The 25911-nt window shown below is 74.1% G+C and carries 23 protein-coding genes; 14 read left to right on the top strand and 9 right to left on the bottom strand.

Annotated features, from left to right (window positions below; translation table 11 throughout):
* Positions 1 to 89 precede the first annotated feature (89 nt).
* The 3 genes from O7619_RS24205 (at position 90) to O7619_RS24195 (ending at position 1681) form a co-directional block, all read left to right on the top strand.
* Positions 90 to 677 carry a TetR/AcrR family transcriptional regulator gene (locus O7619_RS24205; RefSeq protein WP_282283598.1) on the top strand — a complete coding sequence of 196 codons (588 nt, stop codon included), beginning with the start codon at positions 90 to 92 and terminating at the stop codon, positions 675 to 677.
* Between the two features lie 46 nt (positions 678 to 723).
* Entirely contained in the window at positions 724 to 1197 is a 474-nt protein-coding gene (locus O7619_RS24200) for a hypothetical protein (RefSeq protein ID WP_282283597.1), read from the top strand.
* 67 nt (positions 1198 to 1264) lie between these two features.
* Positions 1265 to 1681: a hypothetical protein gene (locus tag O7619_RS24195; RefSeq protein ID WP_282283596.1), complete on the top strand. Its 417-nt coding sequence runs from the start codon at positions 1265 to 1267 to the stop codon at positions 1679 to 1681.
* 122 nt (positions 1682 to 1803) lie between these two features.
* Here the strand turns inward: O7619_RS24195 and O7619_RS24190 are convergent, their stop codons facing one another.
* The 3 genes from O7619_RS24190 to O7619_RS24180 are packed head-to-tail and all read right to left on the bottom strand — an operon-like array spanning position 1804 to position 2476.
* A complete protein-coding gene (locus O7619_RS24190) occupies positions 1804 to 2061 on the bottom strand; it encodes a hypothetical protein (RefSeq protein WP_282283595.1) in 258 nt (85 codons plus the stop codon).
* Positions 2058 to 2351 (bottom strand): hypothetical protein, encoded by a 294-nt coding sequence (locus tag O7619_RS24185; RefSeq protein ID WP_282283593.1) that lies wholly within the window; start codon positions 2349 to 2351, stop codon positions 2058 to 2060. Before O7619_RS24185 ends, O7619_RS24190 begins: the two co-directional genes overlap by 4 nt.
* On the bottom strand, positions 2348 to 2476 hold the full coding sequence (locus O7619_RS24180; protein ID WP_282283592.1) for a hypothetical protein: 129 nt from the start codon (positions 2474 to 2476) through the stop codon (positions 2348 to 2350). Before O7619_RS24180 ends, O7619_RS24185 begins: the two co-directional genes overlap by 4 nt.
* A 235-nt stretch (positions 2477 to 2711) precedes the next feature.
* Here O7619_RS24180 and O7619_RS24175 point away from each other — a divergent pair, with 235 nt between their 5' ends.
* Positions 2712 to 2942 (top strand): winged helix-turn-helix domain-containing protein, encoded by a 231-nt coding sequence (locus tag O7619_RS24175; RefSeq protein WP_282283591.1) that lies wholly within the window; start codon positions 2712 to 2714, stop codon positions 2940 to 2942.
* Between the two features lie 82 nt (positions 2943 to 3024).
* Here O7619_RS24175 and O7619_RS24170 read toward each other — a convergent pair whose 3' ends face one another.
* Positions 3025 to 3978, bottom strand: a complete 954-nt coding sequence (locus O7619_RS24170) for a DUF559 domain-containing protein (RefSeq protein ID WP_282283590.1) — start codon at positions 3976 to 3978, stop codon at positions 3025 to 3027.
* A gap of 126 nt (positions 3979 to 4104) precedes the next feature.
* Positions 4105 to 5514, bottom strand: coding sequence for an alkaline phosphatase PhoX (locus O7619_RS24165; protein WP_282283589.1), 1410 nt, complete (start codon positions 5512 to 5514; stop codon positions 4105 to 4107).
* Positions 5515 to 5703: 189 nt separating this feature from the next.
* Here O7619_RS24165 and O7619_RS24160 point away from each other — a divergent pair, with 189 nt between their 5' ends.
* From O7619_RS24160 to O7619_RS24150, 3 genes are all read left to right on the top strand, one after another.
* A complete protein-coding gene (locus O7619_RS24160; RefSeq protein WP_282283587.1) occupies positions 5704 to 8385 on the top strand; it encodes an FtsK/SpoIIIE domain-containing protein in 2682 nt (893 codons plus the stop codon).
* A 58-nt stretch (positions 8386 to 8443) separates the two neighbouring features.
* Positions 8444 to 9250 (top strand): hypothetical protein, encoded by an 807-nt coding sequence (locus O7619_RS24155; protein ID WP_282283586.1) that lies wholly within the window; start codon positions 8444 to 8446, stop codon positions 9248 to 9250.
* Between the two features lie 186 nt (positions 9251 to 9436).
* On the top strand, positions 9437 to 9700 hold the full coding sequence (locus O7619_RS24150) for a DUF6244 family protein (protein ID WP_089157165.1): 264 nt from the start codon (positions 9437 to 9439) through the stop codon (positions 9698 to 9700).
* Between the two features lie 7 nt (positions 9701 to 9707).
* On the opposite strand, the gene O7619_RS24145 is transcribed toward O7619_RS24150, so the two are convergent.
* Positions 9708 to 11102 carry a pentapeptide repeat-containing protein gene (locus O7619_RS24145; protein WP_282283585.1) on the bottom strand — a complete coding sequence of 465 codons (1395 nt, stop codon included), beginning with the start codon at positions 11100 to 11102 and terminating at the stop codon, positions 9708 to 9710.
* Positions 11103 to 11397: 295 nt separating this feature from the next.
* Here O7619_RS24145 and O7619_RS24140 point away from each other — a divergent pair, with 295 nt between their 5' ends.
* The gene (locus tag O7619_RS24140) at positions 11398 to 12249 is read left to right on the top strand and encodes an alpha/beta fold hydrolase (RefSeq protein WP_282283584.1); all 852 of its coding nucleotides are present in this window, start codon (positions 11398 to 11400) and stop codon (positions 12247 to 12249) included.
* A gap of 216 nt (positions 12250 to 12465) precedes the next feature.
* Here the strand turns inward: O7619_RS24140 and O7619_RS24135 are convergent, their stop codons facing one another.
* The 3 genes from O7619_RS24135 to O7619_RS24125 form a co-directional block, all read right to left on the bottom strand.
* Positions 12466 to 14055 carry a GMC family oxidoreductase N-terminal domain-containing protein gene (locus tag O7619_RS24135; RefSeq protein WP_282283583.1) on the bottom strand — a complete coding sequence of 530 codons (1590 nt, stop codon included), beginning with the start codon at positions 14053 to 14055 and terminating at the stop codon, positions 12466 to 12468.
* A 72-nt stretch (positions 14056 to 14127) separates the two neighbouring features.
* Positions 14128 to 14994, bottom strand: coding sequence for an aldo/keto reductase (locus tag O7619_RS24130; RefSeq protein ID WP_282283582.1), 867 nt, complete (start codon positions 14992 to 14994; stop codon positions 14128 to 14130).
* Between the two features lie 74 nt (positions 14995 to 15068).
* Complete coding sequence (locus O7619_RS24125) at positions 15069 to 18032, bottom strand: SpoIIE family protein phosphatase (RefSeq protein WP_282283581.1); 2964 nt, start codon at positions 18030 to 18032, stop codon at positions 15069 to 15071.
* Between the two features lie 223 nt (positions 18033 to 18255).
* On the opposite strand from O7619_RS24125, the gene O7619_RS24120 reads away from it, so the two are divergent.
* The 6 genes from O7619_RS24120 to O7619_RS24095 all read left to right on the top strand — a co-directional run bounded on the left by O7619_RS24120 (position 18256) and on the right by O7619_RS24095 (position 25745).
* Complete coding sequence (locus tag O7619_RS24120) at positions 18256 to 18621, top strand: YciI family protein (protein WP_282283580.1); 366 nt, start codon at positions 18256 to 18258, stop codon at positions 18619 to 18621.
* A gap of 294 nt (positions 18622 to 18915) precedes the next feature.
* Positions 18916 to 20364, top strand: coding sequence for a pyruvate kinase (gene pyk / locus O7619_RS24115; protein WP_281587529.1), 1449 nt, complete (start codon positions 18916 to 18918; stop codon positions 20362 to 20364).
* 42 nt (positions 20365 to 20406) lie between these two features.
* Positions 20407 to 21291 carry an acyl-CoA thioesterase II gene (locus O7619_RS24110; protein WP_282283579.1) on the top strand — a complete coding sequence of 295 codons (885 nt, stop codon included), beginning with the start codon at positions 20407 to 20409 and terminating at the stop codon, positions 21289 to 21291.
* Between the two features lie 139 nt (positions 21292 to 21430).
* On the top strand, positions 21431 to 21901 hold the full coding sequence (locus O7619_RS24105) for an Rrf2 family transcriptional regulator (RefSeq protein WP_282283578.1): 471 nt from the start codon (positions 21431 to 21433) through the stop codon (positions 21899 to 21901).
* Between the two features lie 121 nt (positions 21902 to 22022).
* Positions 22023 to 23117 (top strand): sulfite exporter TauE/SafE family protein, encoded by a 1095-nt coding sequence (locus O7619_RS24100; RefSeq protein ID WP_282288927.1) that lies wholly within the window; start codon positions 22023 to 22025, stop codon positions 23115 to 23117.
* Positions 23118 to 23465: 348 nt separating this feature from the next.
* On the top strand, positions 23466 to 25745 hold the full coding sequence (locus O7619_RS24095) for a cellulose binding domain-containing protein (protein WP_282288926.1): 2280 nt from the start codon (positions 23466 to 23468) through the stop codon (positions 25743 to 25745).
* The last annotated feature ends 166 nt before the right edge of the window (positions 25746 to 25911 follow it).

Raw genomic sequence — 25911 nt, 5'->3', positions numbered from 1 at the left:
TCCTCCGGAGTACGCTATCCGGAGGGGTGCCTCCACCAACGTAGTGGAGGGATGCCTCCGGTTGCAAGAGGGAAGGAGTGAGCCGCGTCATGCCCAGCGCCGACCAGGCGACCGAGGTCTTCGCGCGCCGCCCGAAGCGCGCCGACGCGCGGCGCAACTACGACGCGCTGATCGCCGCCGCCCGCGAGGTGTTCGGCGAGTACGGCGCGGGTGCGTCGCTGGAGCAGATCGCCCGCCGGGCCGGCGTCGGCATCGGCACGCTCTACCGCAACTTCCCGCAGCGGCGGGACCTGTTCGAGGCCGTCTACGTCGAGGAGGTGCGCACACTGAGCGCCTCCGCCGCCGACCTGGCCGACCTCGACCCGTGGGACGCCCTGGTCGGCTGGCTGCGCCGGTTCGTCGACCACGTCGGCGCCAAGCGGGCGCTGGCCGACGAGCTGGTGCACGACTCCGAGGTGTTCGGTAGCTGCCGCACCGAGATCTACGCCGCCGGTGAGCCGCTGCTGCGCCGCGCCCAGGCCGCCGGCGCGGCCCGGACCGACGCCGACTTCGACGACGTGGTACGCCTGATCAGCGGCATCGCCGCGTACCAGTTTCCCGATCCGGCGCAGCGCGACCGCGTCCTGGCGATCGCGCTCGACGGCCTGCGCCCGCCGTCCGGCGGCGCTCCCGCCTGACGCGCGGACCGGTTGCGGCGCGGCCGGCGGTCGATACGGTGGCACCATGGCGCTGCCGTTCGTGGTCACGTTGCGCGGCTACGACATGCGCCAGGTCGAAGACCTCTTCGCGCGCGCCGACGAGGCGCTGGCCGCCGACAGCCCCGTGTCGCGGGCGTCCGCCCGCGACACCCTCCGGACGGCCGATCTGCGCCTTCGGCTGCGGGGTTATGCCGTCCGCGAGGTGGATGACGCATTGGCGCAGCGACTGCGCGCGCTCGCGTGCGGCGCCCCGAACGAATCGGTGCCGGAGCGCTCGGCCACCGTCGCGCCGCTTCCGTTCACCGTCACCGTCGGCGGCTACGACATGCGCCAGGTCGAGAGCCTCCTCGCCCAGGCCGACGAAGCGCTGGCCGCCGACAGCCAAGCGACGCGGGCGTCCGCCCGCGACACCCTCCGGACGGCCACCCTGAGACGGGCGTTACGGGGCTACGCCCGCCGCGACGTGGACGCCGCGATAACCGAGCGGCTTCAAAGATGAATCTTGGTACGCGGGCGACCTTCAAGGGGCGGTCCCGTACCAAGATCGTGTCGAAGGGACGGGTGACGTGGTGAGTGGTGGCGAGTTGGACGGGTTCCACATCGGATTTCTGCCGCCCGGCGTCGGGGAGTTGGTGTCGGACTTCGCCACCGAGTGGGAGGACGTCAGTTTCGCCACCCGCGTCTGGGAGCGCCAGGTCGACGACGGCTACCGGGTCGACCTGCGGGTGCACGTGCTCCGGGGCGAGCGCCTGACCGACCTGAACGCGGTCCGTGCGTTCCTCACCGACTATCACGAGCGCGACGGCGGCGCGTGGGAGCTTGCCGACTTCGCCCATCCGGACGGTCCCGGCCTGATCGGTGACGCCGAGGGATTCTGGCTCGCCGAGCCGGGAGTGGCAGTGAACGTGTTGGTCGATCCGGAAGCGGTAGACGCCGGTGCGCTCCGGTCGATCGCTGACGGGGTGGTTCGAGGCCGACATTGAGGTGATCATTGGCGGGCTGCTCGCCGCGGTGGAGCCGATCGTCGAGAGCGATCCGGCGAACTGCTGAGGTGCTGGGATTAGGTCAAAAAGATCTCGCGGCGGAGGCGTAGCGAAGCCTGTCCTCAGGGGAGCAGCGGTGCCCAACCGGCGAAGCGGGCGAACAGCGCTCGCGGGCTCGGCGCCTCGTCGGGGTTGAGGCGGTGCAGCTCTTGAGCCGCCTCGTAAAGCTGCTCGCACAGGTAGACAGACATGGTGAGGCGGTCACCCGCGTACTCGGTCAGCAGGGCGAGTCGAGCCTCCGCGCACGGCCGCGGGCGGGCGCAGCGCCGGCAGGTCCAGAGCGGGCGCATGGGTAGATGCGGGCGGGTGCCGATACTCATGCCGGCACTCGCGGCCGGGTGGCGATGGGGGCGCTTCGGCTGACGGTAGGGCGTTCGCCGGCCCGGGCGTTGAGCCAGCGCAGCCCGGCCGGCTGCACGAACAGCTCTCGCTTAGCGACCGCATCACCCCTGCCGTCCAACTCGTACACCTCGATCCACGCCCAGCCGTCGAACGTCTGACGGTCGGTGATCTCGCGAATGACGCGCACGGTGATCGGGCGGCAGAACTGCACGCTCGCCGCGCGGTCGAGCCGCAGAAGATCTCCCGCCTTGATCGGACGAGTGCTCACCGCTCGTCGGGCCCGGTGACGGTGGCCTTGACCAGGCGCGCGAAGAGGATGTCGTCGGCGTCCTCGATGTCCTGCGCCGAGACGAAGGAATCACCTGGGGACTCGTCATTGGTGCGCTCGCCCATCGGGCCTCCCGTCGGGGTGCGACGTGTGGTTGACAGGTACGCACGCCCGGCCGTCCCGGGGATTGGGCGGCCGAGCGCTCTGCGCGGTGGGAACGGACCAACTCCGGGCTTGCAGACCTGGGAGCCGGTCAGGTCGAGCTTTGCACGACTAGTCACACAATGCAAGCACGACAACACGTTGCTTGTCATGGGTAGTTGTGCGTGATCGAATGGCGGGGCAGACCTGGGAGTCCATATGCCCGTCAAACCGAAATGGGAACAGCTCGCGGATCAACTCCGCACTCAGATTCAGTCAGGAGAACTCGCGCCCGGAGACAAGTTGCCATCCACGGCGCAGCTCAAGGCGGAGCACGGCGTCTCGACAACGGTGGTTCGCCAAGCCATCCTCGTGCTTCAGACACAGGGATGGGTGGAGGGCGTACACGGCTTGGGAGTGTTCGTTGCCGAACGAGCCGAGTCGCGGTGAGGTGCGCGATCTTGGAAGCGGAAGGCCCCTCTGGGGGCCATTTTCTTCCAAGATCGCCGAGATCGCCAACGGCGCAAGCCGTCTATCCGGGCCAGCCGGCGGGTTGGAGGGCGGCTCTTAACTGGCCGATCACCGCTTCCGCATCGTTGCGCAGAGCCCAGGAGGGGAATCGGAGGACGCGGTCGCCCTCGATCCAGAGCGCATTCTGCCGGCGCATGTCCGCCCAGGCGTGCGCCGGGTCGAGATGCTGTCCGCCGTCCACCTCGACGTGCACCCGCCACTCGTCGAAGTAGGCGTCGAGGTAGCGTCGCCGGCCCATGGCGTCGCGCCGGACCACCTGGCGGGTTGGCTCGGGTAGGCCGGCGCGACGCACGAGGTCGAGCAGGTTCAACTCGCCCAGCGAATGCGCTCCGCCGGCCGCGTCCGTGGCGGTGGACAGGAGGAGTCGCCGGCGGCGGACCCGTGGCATCCGACTCAGCACCTCGTGCAGCTCGTCGGCGCCCACGAGCCGCTGCTGGAACGCCGCTGCCACGATCGCCCGGGCCTGCGCATCGGTAGGTGCCCACTGGGCCGCGTCGATCACCGATCGCGCAGCCGTCGTCCGGGGCGGCTGGGCGACCCGCACCACGTCACCGTCGGGCAGGTGAGTGGTCCGGTGTGCTCGTACTCCGGTCGGCAGCGGAGCACGACGGCAGGTGCCGGGCAGGAGCAGATGGACGACGCGGTCCGGAAACCCACGTAGCCCGCCGGCCTGGGCGGCGGTGATGCCGCCGAGCAGCGCGGTCGGGCCGGCGGCCAGCACCGCGATCCACCGGAGCTGAGTGGGGCCGACGGGGCCGTTGTGCGCGACGAGAACCGCTCGGTGAGCCTGACGCCATCGACCGCTGGCCACCCGATGCCGGATCGCCTTGCGCGTGAGGTGCGCCTGTGCCTGGCCGAGGCTGAGCACGTCGTCCTGACGGAACAACAACCAGGTCAACTCGTCCGCGTCGTCCGACGGCAGCGCCCGCCGCATCCCTGCCCACGAGTTCCCCACCCGCCAAGGTTGCCGTCCACAGGGACCGCCGCGCGGCCCCTGTGGACAACGCTCATAGATCTTGGAAGAAAACGGCCCCCGGAGGGGTCGAGTCCTTCCAAGATCCGCAACTGGGCGGGAGCGAATTCAGCGGTGCGCGTTGCTCGGGCGCCCCCACGGGCCGGTGATCGCGAACACGTACCCCGGCGTCTGGATGTTCGCGAACAGGATCTTCCCGTCCGCGCTGAACGTCGGCCCGGTGAACTCGCTGTCGTTCAGCTCGTTGCGGGCCAGCGGGTACGCCTTGCCCTGCTCGGTGATCCCCACCAGGTGCGACACGCCCTCGCCGTCCTCGGCCAGGATCACCCCGCCGTACGGGGAGACGGTGATGTTGTCCGGTCCGTCGTAGTTGCCGTGGTCGGCCTCCGGGTCGGTGTTCACCCCGAAGATGGTCTTCAGCGTGACCGTCTGCCGTCGTGGGTCGTAGAACCAGACCTGGCCGTCGTGCTCGTTGACGCTGCCGTCGCTGTGCCGGGCGAAGCTGGCCACGAAGTACGCGCCGCCGTCGCCCCACCAGGCACCCTCCAGCTTGCGGCTGCGGGTCACCTCGTCGTCGGTGAACTGCTTGCGCACCGACACGGTCCGGGCGTCCCGGTCCGGCACCTGCACCCACTCCACCCTGTACCGGGTGCCCGGCCTGGTGGCTTCGGACAGGTCGGCCACGTGCCCGTCGCCCCGCAGGCAACGCATCGCTTCGAGGGTGCCGGCGGTGCCGCCGTCCGGCCGCTGGGCGAGCGCCCGCAGCGCGCCCTTGCCGGCCCGGAAGCCGGGCGGCGGCGTCCACCGGAAGTAGAGCCCGTTCGGGCCGCTCGCGTCCTCGGTCAGATAGATCGAGTGGGTGTACGGGTCGACCGCCACCGCCTCGTGGGAGTAGCGGCCGAGGAACGTCAGCGCCACCGGATCCTGGTTGGCCGACCGGTCGTGCGGGTCGACCTCGAAGACGTACCCGTGGTCCTTCTGGAACTGACCGCCGGCCCGCTGCTCGGTCTCCTCGCAGGTCAGCCACGTGCCCCACGGGGTGATGCCGCCGGCGCAGTTGTTGTGCGTGCCGGCCACGCTGACATATTCGCGCAGCCGCCGGCCGTGCCGGTCCACCTCGATGGTGGTGGTGCCGCCGCGCGCGCCGGGGTCGTAGGTGAGGCCGGGCAGCGCCGGCACCGGGTACGGCTCGTCGCCGCCGATCTCGTGGTTGTTCACCAGCACCGACCCGCGCGGGCCGCGGAAGCAGCCGGTGCCGTCGGCGTCGCTCGGGGTCGCCTGCCCCGACTCCAGGAGTGTCGCGCCCGCCTGGGCGACGACGGTGTACCGGAAGCCGGGCGGCAGTGCCAGCAGCCCGGCCGGGTCGGGCACCAGATCGCCGTAGCCGGCGGCGGGGCGGCACGCGGCCCGGGCCGCCGCCGGGCCGGCGATGGCGTCCAGGTTGCCGGCCACCACGATGCCGAGGCCACCGGCCGCGCCGCCCAGCAGGGACCGCCGGGAAAGGGGAGAGGAGGTCACGTCGTCGCCTTCCTGTGCACATGAGGTTGCCTTGGCAGGCAAGCCGGGCCGGGGGAACGGCGGGCGGCGGGGCCGGCCCCGGCCGGGTGAACAGTGGACGAATCCCGGGTGCCGAGCACGCCGTGCCTCCGCGATGCGCGTCCGTTAGGGTTCCCTCGATCGCAGACGGTGGCGTCGGAGGGCGGACGGGTGAACAGGCTCGCGGCGGCGTACCGGCAGGCGGTCGAGCGGCATCGGGCGGCGCTGCGGCACTGGGAGGCGGCCCGCCGGGCGCTGACCGCCGCCGGCCCGGCCCCCGTCGGCAGCCCCGAGCTGGTCGCCCGGCTGGCCCGCCTGGGCGGGGAGCTGGCCGCCGCGGTGCCCGGCACGGCCCGCGTCGCGACCCACCCCGCGCCGGTACGTCTCGGCGTCGCCACCACTGTCGACGGCGCGTTCCCGGTGCTCGTGCCGGTGGGGGCCGGCGCCCACCTGGCGATCGACGCCGACGCCCGCGACCCGCGCGTCGGTGAGCTGCTGCGCGTGGTGGTGGTGCGGCTGCTCACCGCCGCCCCAGCCGGCGCGGTCCGGGTGGTCGGCGTCGACCAGGCCGCGTTCGGTGCGGCGTTCCTACCGCTGCGCCCGCTGCACGACGCCGGGGTGCTCGGTGCGACGGCGACCACCGACGCGGAGACGACCGCGCTGCTGGACGCCGCCGAGCGGCACGCGCGTACCGCCCAGCGGGCCGACCCGGAGGACCGGGAGTTGCTGGTGGTGGTCGTCGCGTCGGCGCCGCCGGCGCGGGAGCTGGCCCGGTTGGCCGCGCTCACCCACGCCGGCCCGGCCGCGGCGGTGTGCGTGCTGCTGGCCGGCTACTCACCGGCCGGCCCGCCCGGCCCGTCCGGGCACTCACCGGCCGGTCCGCCCGGCCCGTCCGGGCACTCACCGGCCGGTCCGGGCGGGATGGCCGGGCGCTCGCCGGCCGGTCCGGGTGATGCGTCCGGGCGTGCGGGTGGGCAGTGGCCGGCCGGAGCGGGAGCGGCGGCCGGGGCGCCAGGCGGCGCGCCGCCGCTGGGTGCCACCACCCAGCTCCGGGTGACCGAGCGTTACGCCCTGGTCGGCGACCCGCCGGGGCGTCCGTTCAGCGCCGACGGCAGCGGGCTGGCCGCGCCCGTGGTGCTCGACGGCGGCCCGTCGCACGCGGCGGTGACCGCGCTGGCACGCCGGCTCGCCGAGGCCGCCGACGACTCCTCCGGCATCACCTTCGCCGACCTGCTGCCGCCGGCCCGCTGGACCGAGTCGGCCGCCGGCGGCCTGCGCACGGTGCTCGGCCGGGCGGGGCGGAAACCGGTGACCGTCGCGTTCGACGACGCCACGCCGCACTGGCTGGTCGGCGGGCGCACCGGCGCCGGCAAGACGGTCCTGCTGCTCGACGTGCTCTACGGGCTGGCCGCCCGCTACTCCCCGGCCGAGCTGCGCCTGATGCTGCTCGACTTCAAGGAGGGTGTCAGCTTCACCGAGTTCGTGCCGACCCCGCGCGACCCGTCCTGGCTGCCGCACGCCGGGGCCGTCGGCATCGAGTCCGACCGCGAGTACGGCGTGGCCGTGCTCCGGGAGCTGCGCGCCGAGCTGACCCGCCGCGCCGAGCTGCTCAAGCGCCACGGCGTCAGCCGCCTCGCCGACGTGCCGCCGAACGCCCGGCCGCCCCGGATCGTCACCGTCGTCGACGAGTTCCAGGTGCTGTTCGCCGGCAACGACGCGCTGGCCCGGCAGGCCGTCGACCTGATCGAGGAGCTGGCCCGCAAGGGCCGATCGTACGGCCTGCACCTGGTGCTGGCCAGCCAGAGCACCACCGGCGTCGAGGCCCTCTACGGCCGCGCCGAGGCCATCTTCGGCCAGTTCCCGCTGCGTATCGCGCTGCCCGGCGGGGACGGCGTGCTGGACCCGCGTAACGACGCCGCCCGCGGGCTGACCGTCGGCACGGCCGTGGTGAACGCCGCCGCCGGCGCGCCCGGCGCGGACGTCGAGGTGCGCTTCCCCGACGCGCACGCCGCCGCGGTCGACCTGGCGACGCTGCGCCACGAGCTGCACGCGGCCCGGCCGGAGGGGGCGCAACCGCCGGCCGTCTTCCGCGGCCACGACACGCCGCGGCTCGCCGACGACCCCGCCTGGGCGGCGCTGACCCCCGGCGCCGACCCGCCGTACGCCCTGGTCGGCCGCGTGGTGGACGTCGCCGGCAGTCCGGCCGGGTTCCCCCTCGACGCCAGCCCCGGCCGGCACCTGGCCGTGGTCGGCACCGCCGCCACCGGCGCGGAGATGCTCCGGTGCGCGGCCCTGGCACTGGCCCGGCAGCACGTGCCGGGCACCGCCCGGTTCCTGTTCGCGCCGCTGGCCCCCGGCACCACCGACCTCGCCGACGACCTCGCCATGACGTTCGCCGCGGCCGGCCACCCGGTCCGCCGGCTCGACGCCGACGCCCTGCGCGCGTTCCTCGCCGAGGCGGCCGGCGACGCGCTCGACCCGGGCCGCACCTACCTGGTGGGGTTCGGGATGGACGCCGCCGCCGGCACGCTCGCCGCCACCGACCCGGGCACGTTCCGCTCCGGCCACGACGACCTGCGCGCGGTGCTGCGGCACGGCCCGGGGCGCGGCGTGCACGTGCTCGGCTGGTGGCGTGGGCTGCGCCGGCTCGCCGACGACCTCGGCGGCAGCGGGCACCGCGACGACGTGACCGGCCTGGTCGCGTTGAACGTGCCGGCCGCCGACCTCGGCCTGCACCTCGGGGTGCACGACCTCGCCTACACCCCGCGTGACGGCCGTGCCCTGCTCGTCGACCGGCACGACCACCGCACCGCCCTGATCGTGCCGTTCGCCGCCGAGGACGACAGCCCGTGAGCGTGAGGAGTGAGCCGGTTTTGCGAGCCCCGCAGTCGCGAACGGACGGAAGTACCGCGTGAGCGGCTTCGACGACTACGCGGCGCTGCTCCGGGAGCTGTCCACCCGGCAGCGGGGCGGGGAGCGGGCGATCGCCGCCGAGGCGGAACGTCGGCGTGACCTCCAGTCCGGCCTGGACACGGTCGGGCGGCGGTTGGCCGCCCAGGGGGAGCGCCTGGACCGGCTGGGGGAGGCGGTCGGCATGCCGATGCGGTCGGTTCCGGAGGCAGCCAACCCGCCCGTCGGGACCGGACCGGGGGCCGAGCCGTCTACCGGGCCCGGACCTGGGGCCGGGCCGTCTACCGGACCCGGACCGGGGGACGGGGCGACCGGCGGCGCAGCCGCCGCGCCGGGGCGGGCGGGCGTCGGGGCGTACCCCGAGGGGAGCGGGACCGTGCCGGCGGGTGACCCGGCGGCGGAGTTGGCGGCGGCCGGGCGGCTGGCCGACGAGGCCGACCGGCACGGGCAGGAGGCGGAGGCGCTCGCGCGTCGGCCGGTGCTGCTGCCGACCTGGTCCGCGCCGGCCCGGGCGGTCGCCGTCTACGCCGGGTGCGCGCTCGTCGGGTCGCTGCTGATGCTCGTCGCGCTTGTCGGCACGCCGTTGCCGATCTCCGGGATGGACCTGGTGGCGGCGGTGTCGTGCGCGGGCGTGCCGTTGATGTCCTTCGTGGCCGGTCAGCTCGTGCTGGCGAAGTGGGGCCGCCCGGTGCTCACCGACGGTGCGGCACCGGCCGGGCGGTACGTGCCGCTCGGCTTCGTGATCTGCGCGCTGGTTTCCCCGTCGCTGTTCTGCGTCTACCTGGTCCTGTTCCGCCTCCTGCGCTGACTGCCCGCCTCCCGGGCAAGTCGTCTCGCCGCGGCATCGAGGGCGGGGCGCCGTCGATCTTGGACTTGTGGTGCCAGAGAATGCGGCTTCTGTGGCTTTTGGGAGGTGCCACAAGTCCATGATCGAGGAGTGGCGAGGTGGGGGTGGGGGTGGGGGTAGGCTGGCGCGAGCGAATGGGGAGGGCTTGTGAGCGCTGCGGAGGTCATCGCCAGGCTGGCGGCGGCGGCACAGAAGCTGGACGAGGCGAAGGCCCGCACGGCAGCCGCAGCGCAGGACGCGGCCGAGGCGCGGGCGCTTGTCGCCGGCGCGCTCGAAGGCGCGACGGCGGGGCCGCTGATCGGGGTCATCGACGCCTACCGGCAGGCGCTCGCCCAGGCCGCGCAGGGCGGCGAGCCGGCCCGCCAGCACGTGCAGGAGACCATCGCCAAGGTCCAGGCGCTCGGCAACTGACCGGCCGTCACGGGTCGCTGAGGACGAGCCAGTCGTCGTCGCGTCGCGTCACCGTGACCTCCGGGGGCCAGGTGTGGGTGACGGATGTCGACGCGCGGGCCTGGTCGACCAGGGGCCGGCGGGCCAGTTTCGCCCCCTCGAAGTGGGCCCCGCCGTGGAACACGGCCCGGCCGAAGTTGGTGCCGCCCTCGAAGCGGGCGCCCTCGAACCACGCCTCCGCGCCGAACTCGGTCCAGCGGAACAGCGCCAGGTCGGCGAAGCGCGCCCGGCGGAAGCCCGCGTACCCGGCGAAAGCGGTGTGCTCCATGGACAGCCCGGCCAGGAACACCGCCTCCCGGAACGTGGCGCTGCCGTCGAACGTGGCCCGGTCGAAGCTGCTCGGCTGTCGCAGCGTGGCGGTGTGGAAGGACACCTGCCCGAAGCGCGTCCCGCGGCAGGACAGCGCGCCACCGAGGTCGGCCCGGTCGAAGCTGGCCCGGCCGGTGACCCGGGCGTCGTCGAGCACGATGTCGGCGTCGCCGGTGAGGTCGTCGCACACGAGGTCGGTGAACTCGGCGGCCAGCCGCAGCCGGCCGTGCGCGACCGCCCCGGCGAAGCTCGTGACGCCGGCGCAGACCGCGCCGGTGAGGTCCAGGTCGACGAGGGTGCAACCGGCGGCGTCGAAGTCGTCCAGCTTGGCGCCGGTCAGGTCCAGCGCGGTGCCCGGCCACCAGGTGTCCCGGTCCGCCCGTAGGTGCCGGGTGAGCATCCGCTGCGCGGTGCGGCGCACCTCGGCCTCGCGCGGGTCGTCGGGCGCCGGCATCCGCAGGTACGCGCAGAGCACCGCCACTGTGGTCGGCCGCTGCCCCGGGTTGTCCTGACCGAGGCGTTCCAGGGCGTGCAGGCCGCCGAGGCGTACCGCCGGGTTGTCGCTGCCGACCAGCTCGATGGCCCGGACGTAGAGTTCGGTGAGCCGCCGCTCGCCGGCGTCGTGCTCGGCGGCGGTGGCCTGGCGTTCCTGGTGCCGTGCGGCGGCCTCGGCGACCGCCTCCGCGTGCGCCTGCACCCGGTCCCGGTGCGCCTGGTCGCGGGCGGCGACGGACTCCTGGTGCCGCTGGCCGCGTTCGCTGATCCACTGTCGACGGGCGGCGAACAGCAGCGCGAGCCCGCCGCCGGTGCCGGCCACCACGGTGAGGCCGGTGCGGATGGCGTCGACGCGCAGCGTGGCCCGGGTGTCGGGCTGGGCGGCCCGGTCGGCCTCGGCGAGCAGCCAGCCGAGCACCAGCCAGCCGAGCCCGACGGCCAGCAGCAGCCCGAGCAGCGCCAGCCACCAGGGCATCACCCGGAGCGGCTTCTCCGGCGAGGGCGGGGCGGACACGGCGCCCAGCATGCCATCCATGCCGGTCGCCGGGGGACCGGTCATCGCCTCCACGGTGCAGACCGTCCATGTCGGCTGGCCGCCCCCACCACGCCATCTCGGTGGAGTGGTGGGGTCGGCAAGTCCGGGAAGCAGCCACTTCGGCGAGGTGGAGTGGATCAGGTGAGGCGGAGGTGTCCGACGTGCCGGTTTGCGCGCGGGGCGCACCAACGGGTTACCGGCGCGTAACTTTTCATTGACGTGTGTGAAATCCGACACGCATCATCGTTCCCACGATCGATCGGATCCCACCCGTCCCTCCCGGTCCCCGACCGGGTGCCTCCCCTCGGAGGTGCAGCCCATGCTGCTCCGAACGATCCTCGCCGCCGCCGCCGCCGCCGCCACCGCCACCGCCACCGTCGCCCTGCTCGTCCCGGCCACCGCCGCCCACGCCGCCGCGCCGTCACCGACGACCCCCGCCACCGCCGCCGACCGGGCCACCACCACCACCGACCGGGCCACCACCACCGCCGCCGAACGGGCCGCCGCCGCGGCGGCCGACCCGGTCATCGTGGTCGGCGGGCTGATCGGGGTCTCCATCGCGTACGAGCCGATCGCCGCCCGGCTGCGCGCCGACGGCTACCGGGTGTCGATCTATCAACTGCCGAACCTCGGCCTCGGCGACATCCGCGAGTCGGCCCGGGCGCTGTCGTCCTACGTGGACCAGGTCCGCGCCGCCACCGGGGCCAGCCGGGTCGACCTGGTCACCCACTCCGAGGGTGGGCTGGTCAGCCGCTGGTACGTCAGGAACCTCGGCGGCGCCGACCGGGTCGACCAGTACATCAGCCTGGGCAGCCCGCAGTACGGCACGTACGTCGCCAACATCGTCAACGTCGTCGGGCTGGGCAGTTGCGCCGGCATCGTCGCCTGCCAGCAGATGACCATCGGGTCGAGCTTCCTGGCCGACCTGAACGCCGGCGACGACACCCCCGGCCCGGTCCGCTGGACCACGCTGCGCACCTGGCAGGACGAGTTGGTCCGGCCGGTCGACAACGCGGTGCTCGCCGACGGCGCGACGAACATCCTGGTGCAGGCGTGGTGCCCGCTGCGGGTCGTCGGCCACCTCGGCCTGGTCCTCGACGGCACCACCTACACGGCGGTGCGGCAGACCCTCGCGGGCGCCGCGATCCGGCCGAACTGCTTCGCGATCTGAGCGGGCGCGGGCCCGCCACGGCGCGGGCCCGCCACGGCGCGGGCCCGCCACGGCGCGGGCCCGCCACGGCGCGGGCCCGCCACGGCGCGGGCCCGCCACGGCGCGGGCCCGCCACGGCGCGGGCCCGCTACGGGGACCGGCCGTCCACGGGGACCGGCCGTCCACGTCGGGTGGGCGGCCGGCCCCGTCGACGGCGGGCCCGCAGACGCCGCGCGCTCACCCCTCGGCGCGGCCCCGGATCACGTCGGCCGCCCGCCAGGCCAGCGCCGTCACCGGCGCGCTCGTCCAGCCCGCCACCATCACCGGCAGCACCGAGGCGTCCACCACCCGCAGCCCGTCGACGCCGCGGACCCGCAACTCGGCGTCGACCACGTGGTCGTCGTCCGCGCCCATCGCGCAGGTGCCGATCGCGTGGTAGCCGCAGTAGCCGTGCGCCACCGCCGCCTCGACGATCTCCTCGTCCGTCCGGGTCGCCAGGCCGGGCACCGTCTCCGCGTTGATCCGCTTGGCGATCGGCCCGGTGGCGAAGAACTCCCGCATCCGCCGGAACAGGTCCACCGCCACCCGCCGGTCGTGCCCGGTGGCGAGGTAGTTCGCCACGATCGACGGCGGGGTGCGCGGGTCGGCGTCGGTGACGGTGAGGCTGCCCTCGCTGTCCGGCCGGGTCACCGTGCCCAGGCACATCAGGCCGGGCTCCCGTTCCAGCTCCAGCGCCCGGCCCGGGCGGCGCGGGGCGGCCGAGAACGGCGCCATCAGCAGGTGGCCGTCCGGCCGGTCCAGGTCCGGCCGGGACTTCACGTGCGCCGCCACGTCGAACACCGGCAACGCCAGCGGGCCGCCGCGGGTGAGCAGCCAGCGCAGCGTGGCGCGGGCCTGCCCGAGCGGGCCCGCCAGCCGGGCGTTGTGGCCGCCGGTGCCGGCGAGCCGGTACTGCAACGCGATCGACAGGTGCTCCCGTAGCCCGGCGCCCACCCGCGGCCGGTCGAGCAGCACCGGCACCCCGGCGGCGCGCAGCGTCCCCGCCGGGCCGATGCCGGAGACCTGCAACAGTTGCGGGGTGGCCAGCGCGCCGGCGGCGAGGATCACCTCGCCGGCCGCCCGGTGCTCGACCTCCCGGCCGCGCCACGCCACCCGTACGCCGACCGCCCGGCCGCCCTCGACGAGCACGCGCAGCGCGACCGCGCCGACCACGACGGTCAGGTTCGGGCGGCGACGCGCCGGATGCAGGAACGCGTCGGCGGCGCTGACCCGCCGTCCCCTGTGGATGGTGGCGGTCGGATAGCCGATCCGTTCGTCGTCGCCGGCGTCCAGATCGTCCGCAGTGCGCCAGCCCAGCTCGGCGCCGGTGGCCACCATCTCCTCGGCGAGCGGGTCGGTGCCGGTGGCCACGGAGAGCCGCACCGGTCCGCCGACGCCCCGGTGCGGCGCGGGTCCCAGCGGGTGGTCCTCCACCCGCTGGAACACCCGCCGCATGACCGACCAGCCCCACCCCAGCGGCGCCAGCGCGTCCCAGTCCCGGGCCGCGCCGCGGCTCCAGATCATGCCGTTGACCGAGGTGGAGCCGCCGACCATCCGGCCGCGCTGCCAGGTCTCCCGCCGGCCCGGCCCGGTCGTCGCCGGGTAGTGCCAGGCGGTACGCGGATCGTCCATCAGCCGGGAGAACGCCTTCGGCACCCGGACGAACGGGCTCCGGTCCCAGCCGCCCGCCTCCAGCAGCAGGACCCGGGTGCCCGGATCCTCGGTCAGCCGGTCGGCCAGCACGCATCCCGCCGCGCCGGCCCCGACGACGACGTAGTCGAATTCCACTGCGGTGGACCCCCAGTCGCGAGAAATCCTTCCGACAGTAGTTGCTCGATCACGCCTCGCAAAGAGGTCGGCTCAGGCCGCCTTCGCCAACGCCTCGTACTCGTCGTCGGTCAGCTCGACCTCGGCCGCCGCGACGTTCTCCTCCAGGTGCGCCACCGACGACGTACCCGGAATGGGAAGCATCACCGGCGACCGGCGCAACAGCCACGCCAGGGCGAGCTGCGCGGGGCTGGCGCCGTGCGCGGTGGAGATCGCGTCCAGCGGCCCGCCGGGCCGCGCCAGGTTGCCGGTGGCGATCGGGAACCACGGGATGAACGCCAGGTCGTCGCGCTCGCAGTGGGTCAGCACGTCCTCCGCGCCGCGGTCGGCCAGGTTGTAGAGGTTCTGCACGGACACGATCGGGGTGATCTTCCGGGCCGCCTCGATCTGCTCGACGGTCACCTCGGAGAGGCCGATGTGCCGGATCTTGCCCTCCTGCTTCAGCAGCGCCAGCTCGCCGAGCTGATCCGCGAGCGGCACCTTGGCGTCGATCCGGTGCAACTGGTAGAGCGGAATCGCGTCCAGGCCCAGATGGCGCAGGCTCAGCTCGCACTGCTGGCGCAGATATTCCGGGCGCCCCACCGGCCGCCAGTCGCCCGGCCCGGAGCGGGTCAGCCCGGCCTTCGTCGCGATCACCAGGTCGTCGGGGTACGGGTGCAGCGCCTCTCTGATCAGCAACTCACTGACGAACGGCCCGTACGAGTCGGCGGTGTCGACGAACGTGACCCCCAGCTCGTACGCGCGACGCAACACCCGCACCGCCTCGGCCGGGTCCTTCGGGTCGCCCCAGACACCGGGTCCGGTGAGCTGCATCGCCCCGTAGCCGAGGCGGTCGACCCGCAGGTCACCGCCGATCCGGTAGCTGCCCGACGCCTTGGCCGGCTGGCTGCCTGTGGTCATCACGGTCCTCCTGGTCGTGTCCGGTTCGGGTCCCGACCGGAGGACATTCCCCGAAACGCGCCGCCGAAGCCTGGTCAACCCCGACGCCGCAGCACCACCAGCGCCTGGTCGTCCTCCGAGCCGGCCAGGTCGTGCAGCAGCGCGTCCGCGATCGTCTCCGCCGGCTCGTCCCGCACCGCGGCAAGCGTCCGGTGCAACGCCCCGACACCCTCGTCGTACGGCCGGCCGCGCCGCTCCACCAGCCCGTCGGTGTACGCGACGAGCACGTCACCGGGGGCGAACGGGATCGTGGCCACGGTCATCGGCCGGTCCACCATGCCCAGCGGCAGGGCGTGGGCCGTCGGCACGGCGCGCGGCGGCTGCCCGGCCGGCAGCAGCACCGGATGCGGGTGCCCGGCCCGGGCCACCCGCGCCGTACCGGCCACCGGATCGACCACCACGACCAGGCAGGTGCCCAGGAACCCGACGCCGAGCAGCTCGGTGAGGCGGAGGAACACCTCCTCCAACGGCACGCCCAACCGGATCAGCGTGTTCAGCATGGTGCGGAGTTGGGCCATGTCGGCGGCGGCCTCGACCTGGTGGCCGACCACGTCGCCGACCACCACGGCCAGCCGGTCGCCGTCCTGCCGGACCAGGTCGTACCAGTCGCCGCCCAGATGCAGGCCGCTCATCGCCGGCCGGTAGCGGGTGGCGACCTCCAGGCCCTTCGGCGGGGTCAGCGACGAGCTGCGCAGGCGGCCGGCCAGGCGGGTCACCAGGTTGTGCTCGGCGGCGGCCAGCCGGACCCGTTCCAGCGTCTGCTCGCACAGGTCGGCCACGGTGTTCAGCAACGCCAGGTCGGTGTCGCGCAGCGGGCGCTCCCGCCGCCAGCCGAGACCCAGCGCGGCGATCGGGCGACGCTCGGCGCCGAACAGCGGCAGGGCCACGGTGGTCACCAGGCCGTGCGCGCCGACCGGGTCGGGCAGGCCGGGGAACCGGGCGGCGAACTCGGCGCGGTCGCGCAGCATGATGCGCGTCCCGTCGCGCAGCGCGCGTACGAGCGGGCGCGGGTCGTCGATGCTCAGGTCGTGGAACGCCGCCGCGAGCGTGCCCGGCACGTCGTCGTGGTACCAGAGCCGGACCCGGCGGCCCTCGTCCCGCATGGCCAGGCCGGGCAGCGCCGCGCCCAACGCCGTGGTGGCGGCGTCGAGGATCACCTCGATCGCCTCGGCGGTGGAGCGGGTCACGCTCAACCGGGCCGCGAACACGGCCATGGCCTGCGCCGACCCGGTCAGCTCGGCCCGCTGCAACGCCTGGCTGCACAGCCCGGCCACCGCGTCGAGCAGGTTGTGCAGCCCGTCTTCGTCGGTGACCGGGTCGGCCCAACGCACCTCCAGGGCGCCGAGCGCGACGCCGTCGCCGTAGCGCAGCGGCAGGCAGAGACCCGTGGTCCGGCCGTCGGCGTCGGTCACCGGCAGCACCACGTTGTCGCGTACCGCCCGGGCCAGCGGGGCGTCGGCGTCGAGCGGCAACGGCCCGGGCGGCGCGTCGCCACCTGTCACGTCGAGCACGGTACGGCCGGGCATGGCGACGGCCACCCGCAGCGCGGCGGCGTCCACCACGGCCGGTGCGACGGTGGTGAACACCTCCACGATGGCCTCCCGGCCCCGCGCCGAGCTGAGCGCCCCGGCCAGCCGGGCGAGCGCCTCCGCCCGCCGCAGCGCCCGCTGCCGGTCGCTGACGTCCCGCCCCACGGTGGCCACGAACGCGGTCCGCCGGTCGCCGGTGTCCACGGTGAAGGTCTGGTGGTCGACGTCGATCGGCACGCCGGTGTCCCGGTGGACCAGCCGGCTCTCGCCGCGGTGGTGCCCGTCGCGCAGCGCGGTCGGGATGAGCTCGGTGCGCCACAGCGCGCGTGCGTCCGGCGCGGCGAAGTCGACCAGGCCCAGCCCGTCGACCCGCTCCCCGTCGTCCAGCCCGACCAGCGCCCGCCCGGCCGGGTTGACGTAGACGGCCCGGCCGTCCGGGGTGGCCACCGCGATGAAGTCGCCGGAGCGTTCCACGAGCGCCTGGAACAGCCGCAGCTCGGCCTGGGCGGCGCGGGCGGCGTCCAGTTCGGCGCGGTCGGTGGACCGGTGGCGGTGCGCCCGCGCCGCGGCCAGCGCGACGCCCACCTGCCCGGCGAGCAGCCCGACGAACGCCCGGTGGTCGGCGTCGACCGCGCGGTGCGGGTCCAGACCGACCACAAGCACCCCGGCCGGAACGGCGGCGCCCGGATCGGGCACCGGCAGCACGGCCACCACCGGAGCGTCCGCCCGGCCGCCGCTCGGGTCCGGGGGCACCAGTCGGGGCGCGCCGTCGGCCAGCACCTCGGCCAGCGGCAGGTCACCCACCGGCGGGACGTCAACCCCGGCCGCGGCGGCCAGCCGCGGGCCGCCCGGCGTGGCCAGGTGGAGTTGGACGAACGGCATCGAGGCGGCGTCACCCAGCGTGTCGACCGCCCGCCGGGCCACCTCCTCCGGGTCGGTCGCGTCGGCAAGCGCGGCGCCCACCGCCACGAGCAGCCGCAGCCGGCGCTCGCCCACCACCCGTGCGGTGGTCTCCGCGCCGACGCTGAGCACACCCGCCGGCCGGCCCGACTCGTCGGTCACCGGGCTGTGCGTGAAGGTGAACCAGCGGTCGCCGTCGTGCGGGTGCCGCACCCGTACGTCGGGACTGGTCCCGGCGGCCCGGTCGGCGAGCAGCGGGACGAGCGCGTCCCAGTCACCCGGCCACGCCCGCGCCGCCGGCCGCTCCGGCGTGACCTCCCGGCCCGGACCGAGCAACCGCCGGTAGGCGTCGTTGGGCAGCGGCACCGGCCCGTCGCCCCACCACAGCACCGCCGGGGCGGGGGAGCGCAGGCAGAGCGCCAGCGCGGTGCGCAGGCTCTGCGGCCAACCCTCGATCGGGCCGAGCGGCGTGCCGGACCAGTCGTACGCCGCGATCACCGCGCCCGCCCGCCCGCCGGTGGCGGCGACGGTGTCCGGCCACCGACAGTCGTCCGGCGGGGTGACGTTCACCCGGGACCTCCGCTCGGCCGGTGGGCGTCGGCAGTACCGGGAAACGTACCAGCGGCCCGCCGTACCGGACGATCGTCGATCCGGTTCGGAACCCGGCGCCGTGGGCGGGGACGAACGCCCCGGCAGGTCGACAACCGGGCGGGGCCGCGGCAGTTGCCGCGAGCCCGCCCGCGGGCCCGGGACGCCGTGCGAGGCTGGGCGGGACGGTGGTCAGGAGGTGCGCATGGGCGCGACGCCCGGGCTCGACTTCGCGTTGGACACCTACGAGTGCATCGTGCTCTATCCGGGGCCGTCCGGCCGGGCGTTGCCGGAGGAGACCGTGCGGCGGCTCCAGGCCGAGCACCTGCGACACATGCAGGCGTTGCAGCGGCGGGGCATCGTGCTCGTCGACGGCTCGGTGGACGGCCCGGCGCGCGAACCTGACCCGCCGATCGGTTTCGGCCTGTCCCGGACCGGTTCGGTGGACGACGTACGCAGCGTCATGGAGGCCGACCCGGCGGTGCAGGCCGGGCTCTACCGGGTGGAGGTGCTCACCTTCCTCTGCGCGGCCGGGTCGCTGGACTTTCCGCTGGTCAAGACCGAGAGCTGAGGGCGCCCACGCGCCGGCGCCGGCGGCGTCCGGTCCGGTTTCCCCGGGGTCGGCGTCCGGCCCGCCGGCACCCCGGGCCATCCGGTCGTCCGGGGGGCCGCCGGGAGCACCCCGCCGGCCGGTGACGGCGGGCGGTACGATTTCCGCCGCGCGGTCGCCGATGCCCGCCACACACGACGTTCCGGTGCGGTACGCCCACCGCCCGCTCGCGCGGGTTTCGCGCGTCGTTGGACAACTGTTCCGCAGTCCGCAAGGGGTCGGTCGGCAGACCGATCCGAAGGAGAGACTAGCCTGATGGGCGTGACACGCCGCGCGAAGATCGTCTGCACTCTCGGCCCCGCCACCTCGTCCCCGGAGCGCATCCGGGGGCTCGTCGAGGCCGGCATGAACGTGGCGAGGCTCAACTTCAGCCACGGCAGTCACGCCGACCACGAGTCGGTCTACCGGATGGTCCGCGAGGCCGCCGAGGCGGCCGGTGCGCCGGTCGCCGTGCTCGCCGACCTCCAGGGCCCCAAGATCCGCCTCGGCCGTTTCGCCGACGGGCCGCACGAGTGGCGCACCGGCGACTCCGTGACGATCACCGGCGACGAGATCGTCGGCACCAAGGAGCGGGTCTCCTGCACCTACCGCAAGCTGCCGCAGGAGGTGAAGCCGGGCGACCGGCTGCTGATCGACGACGGCCGGGTCGCGGTCGAGGTCAGCGACGTCACCGGCAACGACATCCGTTGCCTGGTCACCGAGGGCGGCCCGGTCTCCAACAACAAGGGCGTCTCGCTGCCGAACGTGGCGGTCAGCGTCCCTGCCATGTCCGACAAGGACGCCGAGGACCTGCGCTTCGCCCTCGGCCTCGGCGTGGACCTGGTCGCGCTCTCCTTCGTCCGCTCGCCGGAGGACATCAAGCTCGTCCACGCGATCATGGACGAGGAGGGCGTCCGCCGCCCGGTGCTGGCCAAGGTCGAGAAGCCGGAGGCGGTCGACCACCTGGAGGCGATCGTGCTCGCCTTCGACGGCGTCATGGTCGCCCGCGGCGACCTCGGCGTGGAGCTGCCGCTGGACCAGGTCCCGCTGGTGCAGAAGCGGGCCGTGCAGCTCTGCCGGGAGAACGCCAAGCCGGTCATCGTGGCCACCCAGATGCTCGACTCCATGATCGAAAATTCGCGACCGACTCGCGCCGAGGCCTCCGACGTGGCGAACGCGGTACTCGACGGCGCGGACGCGGTGATGCTCTCCGGCGAGACGAGCGTCGGCAAGTACCCGGTACTCACCGTCAGCACCATGGCGAAGATCATCACCACCACCGAGGCCGGCTCCATCGCCGTCCCCCGGCTCCAGCACGACCCGCGTACGCACGGTGGCGCGCTCACCGTCGCCGCGTCGTCGATCGCCCGTGCCATCGGCGCCAAGGCCATGGTGGCGTTCTCGCAGACCGGCGACACCGTGAAGCGGCTCAGCCGGCTGCACTGCGACCTGCCGCTGCTGGCCTTCACCCCGGTCCCGGAGGTGCGCCACCAGCTCGCGCTCTGCTGGGGCGTGGAGACGTTCCTGATGCCGTTCGTGCAGCACACCGACGACATGTTCCGCCAGGTCGACCAGGCGCTGCTCGGTCTCGACCGGGCCAACCCGGGCGACTACGTGGTGATCGTGGCCGGCAGCCCGCCCGGCACCCCCGGCTCCACCAACACGCTGCGCGTGCACCAGCTCGGTTCGCTCGTCGACGCCGCGTCGGCGCGCGCGCTCCAGTGAGCCGGTGTTGCGAGCCCCGCGGTCGCGAACGAAGGTCGTACCGTGAGTGACGTGCGGGGGGCGACCGGGCAGGCCGCCGTCGACCAACTCCTCGAGGTGCTGGACCTGGCGCCGACCGGCGACATGACCTTCCGCGGGATGAGCCCGCCGGTGGGCCCGCAGCGGGTCTACGGCGGGCAGGTCGCCGGGCAGGCGCTGGTGGCGGCCGGCCGCACGGTCGACCCGGAGCGGGCCGTGCACTCGCTGCACGGCTACTTCGTGCGGCCCGGCGACCCGGCCGAGCCGATCGACTACCAGGTGGAGAACGTCCGGGACGGCCGGTCCTTCTCGGTGCGCCGCTCGGTGGCGTTGCAGCACGACAAGCCGATCTTCTTCATGTCGGCCTCGTTCCAGCGGCAGGAGGAGGGGCTGGACCACCACGCCCCGGTCCCACCCGACGTGCCCGGCCCGGACGACGTGCCCACCATGGCCGACCGGCTCTCCCGCTATCCGGAACGGCTCGGCATCTGGGGCCAGATCCCGCGTCCGATCGACGTCCGCTACGTCGGCGAGCCCGGCTGGGTCCGCCCCGGCGACCGTCCGGCCGAGCCGCACCAGCGGGTCTGGATGCGCATCGACGGCAAGCTCCCCGACGATCCGCTGCTGCACGCGTGCGCGCTGACGTACGCCTCCGATCTGACGCTGCTGGATTCGGTGCTGTCGGTGCACGGCGAGGTGTGGGGGCCCGGTGGCGTGGTCGGCGCGAGCCTGGACCACGCGCTGTGGTTCCACCGGGCGTTCCGGGCCGACGAGTGGTTCCTCTACGACTGCTGGAGCCCGTCCGCCTCGGGCGCCCGGGGCCTGGCCACCGGCCGGATGTTCACCACCGAGGGCCGGCACATCGCCAGCGCCGTCCAGGAGGGCCTGCTGCGCCGCGTCGGCGCCTGAGGTGCAAGGCGGGGCCCCCGGTTAACGCCTCCGGTAGAGCAGGGGCCCCCTCTTAACACATCCAGCGGGGGCCGGGTTCGCTCGGCGTCTGTCGAGGTCGGGGGACCGGTCGGCTGAGCAGGCGACTAACCTTGCCGGCATGCGTCTCTCCGCCCGGGTCGACTATGCCCTCCGTGCGGCTGCCGAGCTGGCCTCGGTCGCCGAGGGCACGACCTCCGGGCGGAGCCGGCCGGTGACCGCCGAGCAGATCGCCCGGTCGCAGAACATCCCGCCGAAGTTTCTCGAGAGCATCCTGCTCCAACTGCGCCGGGGTGGCGTCGTGCACGCCCAGCGTGGCCCCGAGGGCGGCTACTGGCTGGCCCGCCCGGCCGCGGAGATCTCCCTGGCCGAGGTGATCCGGGTGATCGACGGGCCGCTGGCGCACGTCCGTGGGCAACGCCCGGAGCAGCTCGGCTACCAGGGTGCGGCCCGCGCGCTGCAGGACGTGTGGATCGCGTTGCGGGCCAGCGAGCGGGAGATCCTGGAACTGGTCACCATCGCCGACGTGGCCGCCGGGCAGTTGCCGGGCCGGGTGAACGAGCTGGCCGCCGACCCGCGCGCCTGGAGCTGACGGTCCTCCGACGGACCGTCCGGCGCGTCTCACCAACCGGATGGGGGACTTGACCGGAGGCACCTTCGTGCCGCATTGTCGACCAAGTCGATAGGAGATGCCGAAAAGTCTGGGGGCGCTCGTGCGCAAGCTGCTGGTCCTCGCCCTCGTCGGGCTCGCCGCGCAACTGGTCGACGGCGCGCTCGGCATGGCCTACGGGCTGACCTCCTCGACCCTGCTCCTCTTCGCCGGCGTCGCGCCGGCCGCCGCGTCCGCCTCGGTGCACCTCGCCGAGATCGGCACCACGCTCGCCGCCGGCGTGGCCCACTGGCGCTTCGGCAACGTCGACTGGAAGGTGGTCGCCCGGATCGCGCTGCCTGGCGCGCTCGGCGCGTTCGCCGGTGCCACGTTCCTCAGCTCCATCTCCACCGAGTCGGCCGCCCCGTGGATGGCCGCGATCCTGTTCACCCTCGGCGCGTACCTGCTGGTCCGCTTCTCCCGGCCGCTGCGCGCCGCCCGCGCCGCCGGCCGGCTGCGCAGCCGCTTCCTCGCCCCGCTCGGCCTGGTCGCCGGCTTCGTCGACGCCACCGGCGGCGGCGGATGGGGTCCGGTCGCCACCCCGGCCCTGCTGGTCTCCGGGCGGATGGAACCCCGCAAGGTCATCGGCTCGGTGGACACCTCCGAGTTCGTGGTCGCCGGCGCGGCGAGCCTCGGCTTCCTGATCGGCCTCGGCTCCGATGGCTTCCTGCTGCCCACCGTGGCCGCGCTCCTGGTCGGCGGACTGATTGCGGCGCCGATCGCGGCCTGGCTGGTCCGCATCGTGCCGGCCCAGGTGCTCGGCGCCGTCATCGGCGGCGTGATCGTGCTGACCAACGCCCGTACCCTGCTGCGGGCCGGCGACCTGGGCGGCCCGGTGCCGGGCCTGGTCTACGCCGTGCTCGGCGCCGGCTGGCTGGCCGCCATGGTGCTGGCGGTGCGGGCCCTGCGCCGCGTCCGCCGGGCCCGGGCCACGGTCGAGGTGGCGCTCGCCGCCACTCCGGCCGACGCCGCGGTGTCCGACGCCGCGGTGTCCGACGCCGCGGTGTCCGACGCCGTCGTCCCGGGGTCCGCCGAAGGCACGGCTCCGATCGTCGAGGCGGCGGATCCGGCGGTCGAGGTCGCTCCGGGCGTTGCCGCCGCCGCTCCGGCCGTCGAGGCCGAGCCCTCCCGGCGGCTTGCCGCCGCCGTCGAGGGCTGAGTCTCCACCGGGTACGGACGAGCCGCGGGCCGCTCCGGCCCGGCTCCCGCCAGGCATCACCCACCCGGTACGTGTGTCCACGCCATCCCGGGCTCGTCGACGCCGGGGGCGTGAGCCGATGCCGGGGTGTTAAAAGGGGGCCCTTCCTCTACCGGAAGCGTTAACCGGGGCCCCCGCCTTAACCTCCGGCTTGTGGGGCGTGGGGTGGTGTCCTACGCTGGCGGGGCACGGGAGCTAATTATATGCGTCGATGTCTGACGTTCCGTCGCGTCAACGCGCGTGCACACTTCCCGCCGGCCCGGGCAGGCCGGCGTCGCCGCGTGCCTGACCTTCGCGAAAGGCAACCCCGTGCACCACACCACCTCACGCCGGATCGCACTGCTCGCCGCGGTCTCGGCGGCCACCCTGACGGCGGGCGCGCTCACCACGATGACGGCCTCGGCCGCCGCCGCGGCCTGCCGGGTCGACTACCGGGTCACCAACCAGTGGGGCGGCGGCTTCGGCGCCGACGTCACCGTGACCAACCTCGGCGACCCGATCAACGGCTGGACGCTGGGTTGGAGCTTCGCCAACGGTCAGCAGGTCGTCCAGGCATGGAACGCCACGGTCAGCCAGTCCGGCGCCCAGGTCACCGCCCGCGACGCCGGCTACAACGCCACGATCGGCACCGGTGGCACCGCCAACTTCGGCTTCAACGGCTCGTGGAACAACGCCTCCAACCCGGCCCCGACCACGTTCACGCTCAACGGCACCACCTGCACCGGCGCGCCCCCGACCGCGACGCCGACGACGTCCGGCCCGACGACTCCGCCACCCACCACACCGCCGCCGACGGAACCGCCGCCCACCACCACGCCGCCTCCCACCACCCCGCCGGCCGGCGCCAAGCAGATGGAGAAACTCGACCGCGGGTTGGTCAGCGTCCGCTCCGGCAACGGGAACCTGGTCTCCTGGCGACTGCTCGGCACCGAGACCTCGGGTGTGTCGTTCAACCTCTACCGGGGCGGCACCAAGGTCAACGGCAGTCCGATCACCGGCGCCACCAACTACCTGGACGGCGGCGCACCCGCCGGGTCCGCGTACACCGTGCGGGCCGTGGTGGACGGCGCCGAGCAGGCGGCGTCCGCCCCGGCGTTGCAGTTCGCCAACGGCTACCTGGACGTCCCGATCCAGGCCCCGCCGGGCGGCACCACGCCGAGCGGCGAGTTCTACAGTTACTCCGCCAACGACGCCAGCGTCGGCGACCTCGACGGCGACGGCCGCTACGAGTTCGTGCTCAAGTGGGACCCGTCCAACGCCAAGGACAACTCGCAGTCCGGCTACACGGGCAACGTCTACGTCGACGCCTACACCCTCACCGGCACGCGCCTGTGGCGCATCGACCTGGGCCGCAACATCCGCGCCGGGGCCCACTACACCCAGTTCCAGGTGTACGACTACGACGGCGACGGTGACGCCGAGGTGGCGATGAAGACCGCCGACGGCTCCCGCTCCGGCACCGGCCAGGTGATCGGCTCCTCGTCGGCCGACTACCGCAACTCCAGTGGCTACGTGCTCGCCGGCCCCGAATACCTGACCATGTTCGACGGTCGCACCGGGGCGGCGCTGTCCACTGTCAACTACGACCCGCCGCGCGGCACCGTCTCGTCCTGGGGCGACTCGTACGGCAACCGGGTCGACCGGTTCCTCGCCGGCACCGCCTACCTCGACGGCCAGCGCCCGTCACTGATCATGGCGCGTGGCTACTACACCCGGGCGGTCATCGCCGCGTGGGACTTCCGCGACGGCACGCTGCGCAAGCGCTGGACGTTCGACTCGAACTCCTCCGGCAACGGCGCCGCCGCCGGCCAGGGCAACCACCAGCTCTCGATCGCCGACGTCGACAACGACGGCCGCCAGGAGATCGTGTACGGGGCGGCCACCATCGACGACAACGGCCGGCTGCTCTACTCCACCGGCAACGGGCACGGCGACGCGATGCACGTCGGCGACCTCGACCCGTCCCGCGCCGGCCTGGAGGTCTTCAAGGTGGACGAGGACGGCAGCAAGCCCAGCTCGTGGATGTCCGACGCGCGTACCGGCCAGATCCTCTGGCAGACGTCGCCGAACGGCGACAACGGCCGCGGCGTCTCCGGTGACATCTGGGCCGGCAGCCCGGGCGCGGAGTCCTGGTCCTCGGCGGTGAACGGCCTGCTCAACACCCGTGGCCAGAACGTCGGCCGCAAGCCGTCCTCGGCGAACTTCCTGATCTGGTGGGACGGCGACCCGGTCCGCGAGCTGCTCGACGCCACCAAGATCGACAAGTACGGCACCGGCGGCGAGACCCGGCTGCTCACCGGCAGCAACGTCGCGTCCAACAACGGCACCAAGTCCACCCCGGCGCTCTCCGGCGACATCCTCGGCGACTGGCGCGAGGAGGTGGTGTGGCGCACCGCCGACAGCTCCGCGCTGCGCATCTACAGCACGCCCGTCACCACGGGGCTGCGCCTGCCGACCCTGATGCACGACCCGCAGTATCGGGTGGCCGTCGCCTGGCAGAACACCGCCTACAACCAGCCGCCGCACCCGAGCTTCTTCCTCGGTGACGGCATGAGCACGCCCGCCGCGCCGAACATCTACCTGCGCTGAGGCGAAAAAAAGGCACCGGGTCGCCGGCCGCGGAATCCGCTCCGCCGGCGACCCGGTGCACCACACCGCAGCATTCCCGACCCGTCCCGACCGGGAATGCCGTACCACCACCGGGGATAAAGTTATGCGCCCCACGCGACGCTGCGGTGACGTGGCTATGAAGAGC

This window comes from Micromonospora sp. WMMD998 (assembly GCF_029581235.1).
Taxonomy (GTDB): Bacteria; Actinomycetota; Actinomycetes; order Mycobacteriales; family Micromonosporaceae; genus Micromonospora.
Note: the sequence above shows the minus strand (reverse complement) of the source record. Positions and strands in the feature narration are given on the sequence as shown.